Below are 12,449 nucleotides of genomic sequence, written 5' to 3' on the forward strand. Positions count from 1 at the left end.
CTCCTCTCTTGGTCTTTGTTTTATTTGTTCTCTGCTATCCACTGGCTTAATTGGTCAGTTTGGTTTTCAATTTCACCTCGTAGAACCATTCCCTCTACGTGGTCTAATAGCTGGCCAATAATGGGGCCACCTTTTTTCATATTGAGTATTCGCATCACTTGCTTGCCATTAATGGCTAAGTCTTGACGCTGACGGATCGGCAGATTTGCTAGCAGATTATGAATCTGGTTTATGAATTTTAGTTCATTATTGATTGTAAGATAGTTTAGCATCTGATCGATCACTTCTTGGTCAAAAGGATAGATCGATTCTCTATCGAGTTTTCTCTGTCTAAGCAAATCATCCAACCGCAAAAAATCAACAACTTGGTTCATCAATCGATTAGACAGGGTCCAGTCTTTTAAAAGTCTGATTTGCTTCTTTGAATCGGTTACCTTCATTCCTTGTAATAAGAGTGACCAACAAATACAAGGACTCAGTCCCCTATGATTAGGAGTTCGCTCCACTAGCCAGACTAATCCTTGTAAATAATCATAGGTTTTAGCTTGTGGAAATGTTTGTGCTAACTTTGCTTGTTCGAAAGACTTTAAAGTTTGGCCTAAGTAGAATCCTGCCATCATCTTTTCGAGTTCAATCCGAATTCTTTCGATCGATATTTTACTTAAATTACCCGCTAATTGACACATGGCTGAAAAAGTCTGGTCTTCCAGGCTAAAGCCCAACTGACTGGCAAAACGGATCCCACGCATAATCCTTAAAGCATCTTCTTGAAAACGTTCTAAGGGTTTGCCTACGGCTTTTAAAAGTTTGTTTTGCAAGTCTTGAAACCCGCCATGATAATCATAGAGATTTCCTCTAGCATCCACTGCCATGGCATTGATAGTAAAATCACGCCGCAAGGTATCTAACTCTAAATTGCGTACAAATTCAACCTGGTCTGGTCGTCGGTAGTCCGAATAGGTGGATTCCGTACGGAAAGTTGTAATTTCATAAGAATTGCCTTGGTATAAGACGACAATTGTCCCATGCTCGATTCCGACATCAAAGTGCTTGGGGAAGATCGTCTGAATTTCTGCTGGAAAAGCAGAAGTTGCAATATCAATATCACCGATCACTTTACCTAAAAGCATATCTCGGATCGATCCCCCAACAAAATAAGCCTCATAGCCATGAGACTCAATTTGCTTTAAAACGGGAATCGCTGCTTGAAAAAGCGGTTCTTGTAAATTAATTTGCATACTCTCACTCCAAACCGGATCGATACTGGTCGATCCACTGATTAATCAGATCAAAATTATGATTTTCTAAAGCACTATCAATTTTTTCCATAATTAGCTTTTTATAGACTTTCCGGCTGAGATGGTCCAATTCATAATTGACCTGGTCAATGACCTTTAAAGTCACAGGGGTGAATGGATTATCTTTTAAAATTCCTCGTCGCATGGCTTCTACTTCAAAATCAGGAAAATCAAATTCAAAATAAAAGCTTTGTTCTTTTTTAAGACTATTTAAACGAAAGTCATGAAAAGCCTGGTCAATTCGGTGGTAGATATAATGACCTTTATAATAAATCAGAGGCTGATTGAGGGAGGTCTGGTAAGAAATCTTGATGCCCCTCGGTGCATATATCACATCATGGGAAAATTCAAGCCATTGAAGCTCGTCATGTTTCATCTGTAAATAAGCTAAAAAGATCATAATTTCGCGATTGGGATGGGGATGGTTAAAAATAATCCAATTTAAAAATTGGTGCTTCTCTTGCAATTCATTCATTGTCATCCCTCCCATCTAAATTATAATTTCTTTGTTATTTTGAAGTAGTCAATTGCTGGATAAGATCTTCAAGATCCTCGGCAGCCACTTGTTGGTTCCAGGCTAATTCAAGGTAGTCCTTAGCGGCTGCTTTTTCACCTTGATCAAATAAGATTTTCCCTTTTAAGTATGCCAATAGTGCTTCATCAATTGAAGCTAAATCAAATTTTTCCATAAAAAGATTAGCTTGGTGATAGTCCTTTCTATCCAGATAAAATGATACATACGCAGACAAAACTAAAAACTGGTCTTCTGTATTTTCTAATAAGGGATAAAAGGCTTCGAGTAAGTCAATTAGTTTGGCAGTATAGACCTTAATCCGATTGGCTAAAACTAAACAATCCATAATGGTTGCGTCAAAAGGTGGTAGTCTTTTGAGTAATTGGTCCAGTCGCAAGGCAAAGCCTTCACGGTCATTTAGCCAAGTCAGGTTATCTAATTGTAAAAGTCTTAACTCAAAATGATCCGCTTCAAGGGCTAAGCCTTGCTCACAATAATCATTGGAATGTTGGAAATCGTTGATTTGTGCATAAAAGTGCGCCAGTAAGTAACATTCATCCGCCGTTTCGATGGCTAAATTGTCTGGATCTTGATTAAATAAATCCTTGATCTTAACAGCGTCAATTCTTTCACTCGTTAAATACAACTCTAAAAGTTGAGTCCGCCACTGCCGTCTTAAGGATGCGGGTTCAGATATAAAATATTCCATCAAAGTCTCTAAATACTGAATCGCCTTTTCATTAATACCTTGAAGACGATAAAAATGACTCATCTTAACATAAGCGCGATAATCCCGCGGAAAATCTTTAATAATCGCTTCGAGTTCTTTTTTCGTCTGGTTCAAATGGCCCACATTAAGATGGACATCTGCTACCACTAAGCGTGCTTCTAAAGGTAATTGGTTGGAATCGACCTTTTCGATCCATTGATTGGCCTTGTCAAATTGTCCAACCATCAAATAGGCTTGACCTAAATAAAAAGCCAGTGCTGAACTTGGATATTTTTCATAGAGGTCTAAATAAGACTGAATCTGTAAATGACGGTAGCCTGACTGACCCCAGGATTCAATCCGATTTAATAATTGCTCATATTGTTCTTTATTTGAGAACTCTAATTTCTTTAACGCACGCTTTAAGATCTTATATTGATCTTCAATCGCCGGACTTGACTCGATTAAATCGAAAAAATTATCCATACTTACTCCCTCCATGCTTAAACTATTATACCATGGGGATTAATTACTACCAAATAGATAATGGCCAAATACTAAAATTCCGTTTCCATTCATCCATACAGGCGTCTTAAATAAAATAAAAAAAAGGATGAAAGCCAGAAGCTTTCATCACTTGAGTGTTAACAATTATTATTTAACTGCATCTTTTAAAGCTTTACCAGCTTTGAAACCTGGAACTTTTGTTGCAGCAATTTTGATTTCTTCACCTGTTTGTGGGTTACGACCTTTACGTGCTGCACGATCACGCACCTCAAAAGTTCCGAAACCAATAATCTGAACTTTTTCACCTTCAGATAAAAATTCTTGAACTGATTCGAATAATGCTTCAACCGTAGCTGTAACATCTTTCTTAGTTAAGTTAGTTTTACCTGCTACGCGTTCTACTAATTCTGCTTTGTTTGCCATTAGTATATCTCCTCCTTTTATTCTACATATTGGAAAATAATCATAGAATGATTATTTCTTGTATAGAATAACATACCATCAAGGTTAAGACAACGAAATGCCCTTGTTTTTGCCATAAAATCTTCTAATCATTTAATTCCGATTGCGAATAATTAAATGAAGGGGGGTTCCGTCAAAATAGAAGGAATCACGCATCTTGTTTTCAAGAAATCTTTCATAGGAAAAATGCATTAGTTCAGTATCATTTACAAAGACTACAAAAGTTGGTGGATTAACAGCCACCTGGGTCATATAATATATTTTTAGTCGTCTTCCTTTATCTGTCGGCGTTGGATTCATTGCAATGGCATCCATCAATACGTCATTTAAGACGGAAGATTGAATCCGACGGTAACGGTTCTCATAAATTTCTTCCAACATAGCTGGTAATTTATCTAAACGCTGTCCTGTTTTGGCTGAAACAAAAAGAATCGGGGCAAAGGATAAATACTGAAATTCATTACGGATATCTTCGGTAAATTTCTCAAATAACTTGTCGGTCTTATCAACAGCATCCCATTTATTAACCAGGATGATAATCCCTTTATTTGCCTCAAAGGCATAGCCGGCAACTCTTTTATCTTGTTCACGGATACCTGTTTCAGCATCAATGACTAGACAGACTATATCTGACCGATCAATGGCAGACAAGGCTCGCATGACAGAATACTTTTCCGTGTTCTCATAGACCTTGCCGCGTTTACGGATACCAGCCGTATCGATCACGGTAAAATGGCGACCCGATTGACTGACAAAATCCGTATCCACTGCTTCACGTGTCGTTCCTTCAATATTGGATACAATGACACGTTCTTCTTGCAGCAAAGCATTGACTAAGCTCGATTTGCCCACATTGGGACTGCCAATAAAAGAAAAGCGAATCCGTTCTTGATCATCTGCTGCATCGCTTTCTGCTGGAAAGAAGGACACTAATTGGTCTAACAGGTCTCCTGTTCCCGTTCCGTGTGAAGAAGAAATAGGAAACGGATCGCCATGTCCTAACGAATAAAATTCATAGACTTCTTGTCTTTGTTCTGGGTTGTCTGCCTTGTTCACAGCTAAAACAACAGGTTTATTGGTTCGATGAAGGTAATTGGCAATTGCTTCATCCGCATCCGTCACACCTTCTCGACTGGAAGTCATAAAGATAATGATATCTGCTTCTTCCATCGCGATCTCCGCTTGAAATTTAATTTGTTGCATCAAAGGTTCATCAGTTATGTCAATTCCGCCGGTGTCAATCAAACGAAATTCGCGCCCCAACCACGACCCCGTTGCATAAATCCGATCGCGGGTTACGCCTTCGTGATCAGCTACTATTGACAAGCGGTCACCAATTAGACGGTTAAATAGAGTTGACTTACCGACATTCGGACGGCCAACAATTGCAACCACTGGTATTTCCATCATTTCACCTCCATAAAAATTTAAAAACCAATTGTTTCTTCCATCATGCTAGTCAAGCAAAATGAAATGAAACAATTGGAGTAAGTAATGTTATTAGATTCGATTACTCAGCATCGTCTTGTAGAGACTTGAATGCGTCACCTAACATGTCACCCAATGTGAAGCTTCCTTCATTGGCTGCGTCATTAATTGAGTTAGTGTTTGTACGTGGTTCGTTAGAACGACTAGGTGCTTGACTGTTTGAGTTACGGTTTCTCTTAGGTCTGCGCGGACGATCAGAATCATTTGACTCAGAACGTTCACGACGAACTGGTTCTTCGTAGCCTTCTGGCTTGTCTAAAAGCGCTTTAATCGAAAGTGATAATCTTTGAGCTTCTGCATCATTAGAAAGTACTTTCACTTGAACTTCTTGTCCTTCAGTCAAACGGTCTTGAGGAGTTTCAATATGCTCATGAGCAATTTGTGAAATGTGAACCAATCCTTCAACACCTGGGAATACTTCTACAAAAGCACCAAAGTTAGTTAAACGCTTAACAGTACCTGTATGAACAGATCCTTCAGGAGCTTTCTCATCGATGTTTTCCCAAGGTCCTTCTAAAGTATCCTTGATTGACAATGAGATACGTCCTTCTTCTTTATCAATAGATAAAATCTTAACTGGGATTGTTTCACCAACAGTTAACTTATCACTTGGATGTTTAACATGTTCATGTGCAATACGGCTAATATGAACAAGTCCATCTACACCACCAAGATCAATAAAGGCACCGAAGTTAGTTAATCGAGCAACTTTACCTTCTACAATTGTGTTTTCTTCTAATTCATCCATACGTTCAGCACGTTCTGCTTCACGCTTTTCACGAGCGATTTCTTTATGGGACAAGATTAAACGATTATCGCTTTCATCAATTTCAATGATCTTGAATTCTAAAGTTTGACCCTTATAAGTAGAGAAATCATCTACAAAGAAATCTTCTACCATTGAAGCAGGTACAAAACCTCTTACGCCAGCGTCAACCACTAAACCACCTTTAACAACATCTTTAACAGGTGCTTCGATTATTTCGCCATTTTCTGATTTTTCTTTTAATTCAGCCCATACTTTTTTAGCATCCACACGTTTTTTAGATAAGAGGAAGTTTCCGTTCTCTTTATCTTGAATTGGCTTAATAACTACTAATTCAATTTCATCACCAATTGCTACAATTTCTTTTGGATCTTCCACGCGGGTAGCAGCTAATTCATTAGTGGGAATAACACCTTCTAATCCACCACTGTTCTTAATTGCAACACGTACTTGATTGTTTTCATCAAAAGCTAAGACATCACCGTATACAGTGTCGCCACTCTTAATATCCAAGACGCTGTCTAATGCATCTTCCATTGTTGTGATGGATTCATTTGCATTTTCTTCTTCTTTTACTTCTTCTACTTCTTTTTCCTCAGTTACTTCGGTAGCTTCAACCTCTTCAGTTGCTTCTACCTCTTCTGTTACTTCATTATTCTCAACAAACTCTGACATTCTACCAGTTCCTCCTAAGCGTTACCTATAAAAATTGTTGCTTACATAGATACTATGCAAGCACTCTAAAAAATATTATAACAAAAGAATTAGCTATCGTCTAGCGTATATTACGATTAAGCATGATATTATCAATATTTTTATCTTATAAAATGGTCGTTGCGTCTAGTTGCTGAGCTTTTAATTTTAAAAAACAAAAAACCTAGATCGATTGTGAAACATCAAATCTTCTAGGTTTATACTTGCTTTATTGAAGGGGATCAATATAATCACTCAACTGATCAACAACTTGGTCAATCGACAGATTTGAGGTATCAATTTCAATCGCATCTTCTGCTTTTTGTAAAGGGCTATGGGTCCTTGTCATATCATATTGGTCACGTTTAATAATCTCTGCCTCAATCTCAGCTAAGGATTGGGTTTTCATCCCCTTGGCCATATTTTCTTGATAACGCCTTTGGGCTCGAATGTGGCTGGAAGCTACCAAGTAGAATTTAAGACTAGCTTGTGGCAATACGACGGTTCCAATATCGCGTCCATCCATCACTACAGATTCTTGGCGCGCAATTTCTTGTTGTTGTTGAACTAAAGTTTGTCTCACCGTCAAATTGGCCGAAACCTTTGAGACATTCTGGGTGACTTCAACCGAACGGATTTCTTGGGTTACATCGTGACCATTAATTAAAACTTTTTGCTGATCCCCTTCCATTGCAAAAGAAATGTTAACAGCTTTTAATATTTCGCCTAAACGATGGGGATCATTGATATTAATCTTATTTAATAAACAGGCTAAAGTAATCGCGCGGTACATGGCGCCGGTATCAATATATGTCAAGTTGTATTTTTTAGCGATGAGCTTGGCAATAGTCGATTTACCTGAGGAAGCGGGTCCGTCAATAGCAATACTAAACATGGGTTATTTCCTTTCTCAGAAAAAGGCTGAGAATCCTCTCAGCCTTTTTTTATTTCTTATTAAGGGATTACGATTTGCGATCCTGGCATCAAGGTGCCGTCAATCGAAGTGCCATTGGCTGCAGCTAATTCATAAACATCTACACCATAGGCTTGTGAAATGGACCACCATGATTCTCCCGCACTTACCGTATGATAAGTTGTTGGTGCTTGTGTTTGCACTGGTGTTTCAGCTGGTGGTTGAGTCGTGGCAACAGGCGCTTGACTTGTTGTTGTCTCCTCAATTTCACGTGTAATCGCGTCACTTTCCTTTGTTGTAGTCTTTTCTTCTTCTTTAGTTGTCGTCGTTTCCTCCGTCGTTTTCTTACTTAAAACAACTTGTTCAGCCGTCTTATTCTCAACTGGTTTAGAATTCTGTTGCGAATTAATATAGGCATACAACAGAAATGGGAATATCAAAACGAAAATTAAGAAGAACATCAATGCTTTTGATAAAGCAGTTGCTTCCTTTTGAGGTTGATTCCGAGCCGATCTTGAAAATTGGCGATTTTTAAAATTCTCGTCCTCTCCAAACTTATTATTCCATGGAGCTGAGAATTTTTTAGATTTTGCTTTTTCATTTCCAATTTGATCTTTATTTTGCGGTTGATCAAAACGTTCATTATCCTTTGCCATCAAGCTTCCTCCTACACTGATCGATATTGAGTATATCTATTCATAGCAACAAACCCTAAAAAGGCTAGATTAGCATATGAGTCTAATTTCCTATATTATAGCAAACTCTATACTTGATGCAAACACAATCTACTTAGAAAATAAAAAATAACTATTGTTGGTGAAGAATTTTTAGATGTGATTGAAAACTTTTGGTTAAATATCCCGAGTAAAGAGTCACCCTACCAGCAAAGAAGGTTCGCATCGATTTGATGACAAATACCTGTCCAGCTGCCATGATCAAGCCTTTAATTAAATTAAAGGGGATAATGACTGACATTATATAGGCAAAATAATCATCGATAGGGAAATTCATCACTTTAACATAGATAGGGAGCGCAAAATAATAATTAAATAGCGACATAGACAAAGCTAAGCTTACTATCAAGGTCAGACTGATTAAGGAAAATTTGAGGGTCTGCCCTTTGTTTCTCAAGTATTTTAAAATAAAATGAGTCGGTAAAAACATAGCCAAAGTAGCTGTTAAACTCATCAGCATCCCGATGGGAATACCTGACTCGCCCCCTTTGAGCAGAAAATTAATCAAGTCACGAATGACGGCAACGGCAATTAGACCTTGTGGTCCATAGATTAACATCCCCACTAAAGCCATTAAATCTGAAAAATCGACCTTTAAAAAGGGAGCAAAAGGAAGGATTGGGAAATCAAAAAACCGCAATACAACTGCCCAGGCTCCTAAAATTGCTAGAAGTGTGACTTTTTTTACCTTACTGTTTTTCATAACGATTCTCCTTTTTTTTACGTCTTTAGGAGTCTCTATTGATAAAAAAACATCCACTCACATTGAGCGGATGGTAGCATAAATAAGCGTATACTTATCAATATATTATCTTCTACCATCCAGACTTTACTGTCGGTACTGGAGTTACACCAGTTCAACCTAATCACAACTAGGTTCGCGGACTTTACCGCCGGTCGGGAATTACACCCTGCCCCGAAGACGTTATTTAATTTAATTAGAGTATACCATTTGTCTCGAATTTAAGCAAGTAATTTATTGACTGTCATCTGCCATTTTACTCAACTTGTCCACTTCAAAAGCAGTAAGGTCACGCCACATACCCGGTTTGAGATCATCTAAACCGAGAAATGCAAAAGATTCACGCTTCAATTTAAAGACGGGATACCCGATTGCTTCAAACATTTTTTTAACTTGATGGTTCCAGCCCTCATGAATGGTTAATTGGGCAATCGCTGTCCGGTTATCTTGGTTGCTGGAAATCAATCGAGCTCGAGCTTTTGAAGTCTTTTGCCCGTCAATTATGACGCCCTTTTCTAGCATCCGCAATTCTTTTGGAGTTGGAATACCCCCTAATTTAGCAATATATGTTTTATTAATCTGGTGTTTAGGGTGCATCATTTTATTGGCAAAATCACCATCATTAGTGAGCAAGAGTAAGCCTGTCGTATCAAAATCTAACCGACCAATCGGATAAATGCGTTCTTGGATCCCCTGTATTAAGTCGGTCACAACTGGTCGACCTTTATCATCAGCGACTGCTGAGATATAATTTTTAGGTTTATACAGTAAAAGATAGCGTGGTTCTTCTTTGTATATAGGAACCTCATCGACTTCGATGCGGTCGCTCGCATGAACTTTGATACCTAATTCACGTACAACTTGTCCATTGACTTTGACACGGCCTTCTAGAATGATGTCTTCGCATTTGCGACGACTGGCAATTCCTGCATGGGCCATTACTTTTTGTAGTCTTTCCATAATTCCTCCTTATTCTTCTGAATCAAACAAATTAACTTCCCATTTTTTTAAGGAAAAAAGTTCTTCCGAGGCAGTCTGACTATTGAGAGCCAAATCTTCGATCGGAGGTAAATCTTCAAGCGATGAGAGGGCAAAATAATTCAAAAAGTAATCCGTCACGCCGTAAAGAATCGGCCTGCCAGGAGCTTCTAATTTACCAACTTCCTTAACCAAGTCTCGACTTACAAGCTTCTGTAGCATGGCTTGAGAGGAAACGCCTCGGATTTCATCAATGGTCATCCGGGTAATCGGTTGCCGATAAGCAACAATCGCTAATGTTTCTATCGCAGGTCGACTCAATTTCTGTTGTAGGGGTGATTGGGCAAAACTTTCAATCAAGGGTTCAAGATCGGCCTGAGTGACATATAAGAAACGATCACCAAATTGTACCAAATGAATCGGTGACAGTGGATGATCTTTTAATCCTTGTTTCAATTCTTCAATCAAAGTCATCAATTCAGTCCGAGAAAGATTCAAAAGATTGGATAGCTCAGTTAAAGTCACACCCTCTTCTCCTGCCACAAAGATAATTCCTGCTAATTTTCTAAGCATAGCCTTCCTCCCTTAATCGAAGTTGAATCGCATCCGAATAGCTTTCTTGCTGAAAGACTAAGACTTGCTTGCGAACCAATTCTAAAATGGCCATAAAAGTCGCAATAATTTCTGGTCGTGAGCCGTTGCGCAATAAAGAAGAAAAGCCTATCGTTTGATTTGACTGTTTTTGGTGAAATTGTTGGCGAATGAAATCAATCTTTTCCGTTACTGAGACTTGATCTTGGTGAATTTCTCTTTCTTTTGGCTGTCTTTGGTCTTGAGCTTGCAGCACACTTATTAAACTCTTTTGCAATTGCTCAAGCGTAATTTCACCTTCTTCCAAAGGGAGAAAAGTCAAGAAGCTTGAAAGATCTGCAGCAGGACGCGCAAAATACTTACTGCGATCGGCTTGTTTTTCCTCTAAAGCATCTGCTACTAACTGAAATTGCTGATAAATTAATAATTGTTGAACCAAACCAGACCTTGGGTCTTGGTCTTCTTCCCCCTCTTCTATGCTATCCGGTTCGATCGGGATGAGTAAGCGACTTTTTATCTCTAAGAGAGTCGCCGCCATCACTAAGTATTCCCCCACTTTATCCAAGTCTAATTCTTGCATTTGGTGGATATAACTTAAATATTGATCGGTAATAGCTGACATGGGTATATCATTAATATCTACTTCTAATTCTTTAATCAGGTGCAAAAGCAAATCAAACGGCCCCTGAAAGGCCGTTAATTTGAGTGTTAAGTCTTCGCTTGGTCTATCTTCTTGCATTAATCTGCTTCACCCTCATTACTTGCTTCTTTTTCTTCACGATAACGTTCAGCAAATTGTGCAATTTTGTCTTGGGTATGCGATTGGATCGAACCCGCGATTTGGATTTGAGGGAACATTTCTTTCAGTTCCTTAAATAAAAGGTAATCGACTGACTCCCCTTCAAAAGAAGGAATAATTGAAATGCGATGCACAATAATCGTCGAAAGATTTTCGGCTGGATCTGTCTCTACCTTACGTTGTTCAATACCAATCAGACCGACAAAGTTACTTGTTTCGGGGTCTTTATACAAATAAAGGTCAAAACCTTCTTGGTCGCGATATTTAGTTAAAATTTCTCCCGCTTCAGTCATTTGTTCTTCACCTTCACAGGTTAAGCTTAATAGACCTAAAACGACTTTTTCATTCTTGTGCGTTGAATTAACTAGCATCTTTAGCGACCTCCTATCTCCTATTAGATTTCCTTGCGATATTACCATGCAAAGCCTTAAATTTCAACCTAAAACATTACAAATGCCTATAATTGCTCAATCACTTGATAAATTAACTGCTTAAAACGCGGCTTAACTTCTTTAGAAATTGCCATTACCTCTTCGTGATTTAAAGTTTCTTGCATACCGGAAGCAAAATTAGTAATGCAAGAAACACCTAAGACTTCTAATCCACAATGTTTAGCAACAATCGCTTCAGGTACAGTTGACATACCGACTGCATCGCCACCCATTAAACGAATCGCCTTAATCTCAGCAGGTGTTTCATAAGATGGTCCTGTCATCCAAGCGTATACTCCTTCTTGCAAATGGAATCCTAGGTCTTTAGCTGTCTGGTGTAAAAGTTCAATCCCTCTTTTACTATAGGTTTGACTCATATCCACAAAACGAGGACCTTGACTATTATTTTTACCGATTAAAGGATTTTCACCCGTAAAGTTCAACTGGTCCGAAATAACCATTAAATCGCCTGGCTTGAAGCTGGTATTTACTCCACCCGCTGCATTGGTCAAAATAAGGCTTTTCACCCCTAATTCTTTAAAGATTCGAATCGGATAAGTTACGGTTTCAAGATCATAGCCTTCATAATAGTGAAATCTTCCTTGTAGGGCAATGACTTTTTGTCCCGCTAAACTGCCATAAACTAACTGACCGGCATGACCTTCAACGGTCGAGACGGGAAAGTCAGGTATTTGCTCATAAGGAATTTTAACAGGGTTCACAATTTCTTCAGCTAAGTCTCCTAAGCCGGAGCCTAAAATCAGTCCAATCTTAGGGGCGACCATTCCGTGTTCTTTTAAATAATCTAATGTTTTTTGATACAT

Annotated in this window: 14 protein-coding genes and 1 riboswitch; all 14 genes read right to left on the reverse strand. The window is 38.5% G+C overall.

Annotated elements, in window-relative coordinates; all coding sequences use genetic code 11:
* Window positions 1-20: 20 nt before the first annotated feature.
* The 14 genes from HF969_RS01445 to HF969_RS01510 all read right to left on the reverse strand — a co-directional run bounded on the left by HF969_RS01445 (window position 21) and on the right by HF969_RS01510 (window position 12,449).
* Window positions 21-1,238 (reverse strand): CCA tRNA nucleotidyltransferase, encoded by a 1,218-nt coding sequence (locus HF969_RS01445; protein ID WP_090288991.1) that lies wholly within the window; start codon window positions 1,236-1,238, stop codon window positions 21-23.
* Window positions 1,239-1,242: 4 nt separating this feature from the next.
* Window positions 1,243-1,773 (reverse strand): YpiB family protein, encoded by a 531-nt coding sequence (locus tag HF969_RS01450; RefSeq protein ID WP_168427129.1) that lies wholly within the window; start codon window positions 1,771-1,773, stop codon window positions 1,243-1,245.
* A 34-nt stretch (window positions 1,774-1,807) separates the two neighbouring features.
* Window positions 1,808-3,007 carry a tetratricopeptide repeat protein gene (locus tag HF969_RS01455; RefSeq protein ID WP_090288993.1) on the reverse strand — a complete coding sequence of 400 codons (1,200 nt, stop codon included), beginning with the start codon at window positions 3,005-3,007 and terminating at the stop codon, window positions 1,808-1,810.
* Window positions 3,008-3,175: 168 nt separating this feature from the next.
* The gene (locus HF969_RS01460; protein WP_090288994.1) at window positions 3,176-3,451 is read right to left on the reverse strand and encodes an HU family DNA-binding protein; all 276 of its coding nucleotides are present in this window, start codon (window positions 3,449-3,451) and stop codon (window positions 3,176-3,178) included.
* A gap of 132 nt (window positions 3,452-3,583) precedes the next feature.
* Window positions 3,584-4,897: a ribosome biogenesis GTPase Der gene (der, locus tag HF969_RS01465; RefSeq protein ID WP_090288995.1), complete on the reverse strand. Its 1,314-nt coding sequence runs from the start codon at window positions 4,895-4,897 to the stop codon at window positions 3,584-3,586.
* 103 nt (window positions 4,898-5,000) lie between these two features.
* Complete coding sequence (gene rpsA / locus HF969_RS01470) at window positions 5,001-6,281, reverse strand: 30S ribosomal protein S1 (RefSeq protein ID WP_245694793.1); 1,281 nt, start codon at window positions 6,279-6,281, stop codon at window positions 5,001-5,003.
* Window positions 6,282-6,666: 385 nt separating this feature from the next.
* Window positions 6,667-7,332, reverse strand: a complete 666-nt coding sequence (gene cmk, locus HF969_RS01475) for a (d)CMP kinase (RefSeq protein ID WP_090288997.1) — start codon at window positions 7,330-7,332, stop codon at window positions 6,667-6,669.
* Between the two features lie 59 nt (window positions 7,333-7,391).
* Window positions 7,392-8,006: a LysM peptidoglycan-binding domain-containing protein gene (locus HF969_RS01480; RefSeq protein ID WP_090288998.1), complete on the reverse strand. Its 615-nt coding sequence runs from the start codon at window positions 8,004-8,006 to the stop codon at window positions 7,392-7,394.
* A gap of 151 nt (window positions 8,007-8,157) precedes the next feature.
* A complete protein-coding gene (locus tag HF969_RS01485) occupies window positions 8,158-8,787 on the reverse strand; it encodes an ECF transporter S component (RefSeq protein ID WP_090288999.1) in 630 nt (209 codons plus the stop codon).
* Between the two features lie 103 nt (window positions 8,788-8,890).
* Window positions 8,891-9,012: riboswitch (FMN riboswitch) on the reverse strand.
* A 48-nt stretch (window positions 9,013-9,060) separates the two neighbouring features.
* Window positions 9,061-9,786 (reverse strand): pseudouridine synthase, encoded by a 726-nt coding sequence (locus tag HF969_RS01490; protein ID WP_090289000.1) that lies wholly within the window; start codon window positions 9,784-9,786, stop codon window positions 9,061-9,063.
* Window positions 9,787-9,795: 9 nt separating this feature from the next.
* Window positions 9,796-10,377 carry an SMC-Scp complex subunit ScpB gene (scpB, locus tag HF969_RS01495; RefSeq protein ID WP_245694786.1) on the reverse strand — a complete coding sequence of 194 codons (582 nt, stop codon included), beginning with the start codon at window positions 10,375-10,377 and terminating at the stop codon, window positions 9,796-9,798.
* The gene (locus HF969_RS01500) at window positions 10,370-11,134 is read right to left on the reverse strand and encodes a segregation and condensation protein A (protein WP_090289001.1); all 765 of its coding nucleotides are present in this window, start codon (window positions 11,132-11,134) and stop codon (window positions 10,370-10,372) included. The genes scpB and HF969_RS01500 overlap by 8 nt, the downstream gene beginning before the upstream one ends.
* Entirely contained in the window at window positions 11,134-11,565 is a 432-nt protein-coding gene (locus HF969_RS01505; protein ID WP_090289002.1) for a hypothetical protein, read from the reverse strand. Before HF969_RS01505 ends, HF969_RS01500 begins: the two co-directional genes overlap by 1 nt.
* 86 nt (window positions 11,566-11,651) lie before the next feature.
* Window positions 11,652-12,449, reverse strand: a complete 798-nt coding sequence (locus HF969_RS01510; RefSeq protein ID WP_090289003.1) for a purine-nucleoside phosphorylase — start codon at window positions 12,447-12,449, stop codon at window positions 11,652-11,654.

The sequence above is a fragment of the Facklamia miroungae genome (assembly GCF_012396555.1).
Taxonomy (GTDB): domain Bacteria; phylum Bacillota; class Bacilli; order Lactobacillales; family Aerococcaceae; genus Facklamia; species Facklamia miroungae.

What these genes read in the sequence shown, in the direction of transcription:
- HF969_RS01460 (WP_090288994.1), bottom strand. Translation starts at nt 3,451, where the DNA reads ATGGCAAACAAAGCAGAATTAGTAGAACGCGTAGCAGGTAAAACTAAC.
- HF969_RS01445 (WP_090288991.1), bottom strand. Translation starts at nt 1,238, where the DNA reads ATGCAAATTAATTTACAAGAACCGCTTTTTCAAGCAGCGATTCCCGTT.
- HF969_RS01480 (WP_090288998.1), bottom strand. Translation starts at nt 8,006, where the DNA reads ATGGCAAAGGATAATGAACGTTTTGATCAACCGCAAAATAAAGATCAA.
- HF969_RS01505 (WP_090289002.1), bottom strand. Translation starts at nt 11,565, where the DNA reads ATGCTAGTTAATTCAACGCACAAGAATGAAAAAGTCGTTTTAGGTCTA.
- HF969_RS01500 (WP_090289001.1), bottom strand. Translation starts at nt 11,134, where the DNA reads ATGCAAGAAGATAGACCAAGCGAAGACTTAACACTCAAATTAACGGCC.
- der (WP_090288995.1), bottom strand. Translation starts at nt 4,897, where the DNA reads ATGGAAATACCAGTGGTTGCAATTGTTGGCCGTCCGAATGTCGGTAAG.
- HF969_RS01455 (WP_090288993.1), bottom strand. Translation starts at nt 3,007, where the DNA reads ATGGATAATTTTTTCGATTTAATCGAGTCAAGTCCGGCGATTGAAGAT.
- scpB (WP_245694786.1), bottom strand. Translation starts at nt 10,377, where the DNA reads ATGCTTAGAAAATTAGCAGGAATTATCTTTGTGGCAGGAGAAGAGGGT.
- cmk (WP_090288997.1), bottom strand. Translation starts at nt 7,332, where the DNA reads ATGTTTAGTATTGCTATTGACGGACCCGCTTCCTCAGGTAAATCGACT.
- HF969_RS01450 (WP_168427129.1), bottom strand. Translation starts at nt 1,773, where the DNA reads ATGAATGAATTGCAAGAGAAGCACCAATTTTTAAATTGGATTATTTTT.
- HF969_RS01510 (WP_090289003.1), bottom strand. Translation starts at nt 12,449, where the DNA reads ATGTATCAAAAAACATTAGATTATTTAAAAGAACACGGAATGGTCGCC.
- rpsA (WP_245694793.1), bottom strand. Translation starts at nt 6,281, where the DNA reads ATGGAAGATGCATTAGACAGCGTCTTGGATATTAAGAGTGGCGACACT.
- HF969_RS01485 (WP_090288999.1), bottom strand. Translation starts at nt 8,787, where the DNA reads ATGAAAAACAGTAAGGTAAAAAAAGTCACACTTCTAGCAATTTTAGGA.
- HF969_RS01490 (WP_090289000.1), bottom strand. Translation starts at nt 9,786, where the DNA reads ATGGAAAGACTACAAAAAGTAATGGCCCATGCAGGAATTGCCAGTCGT.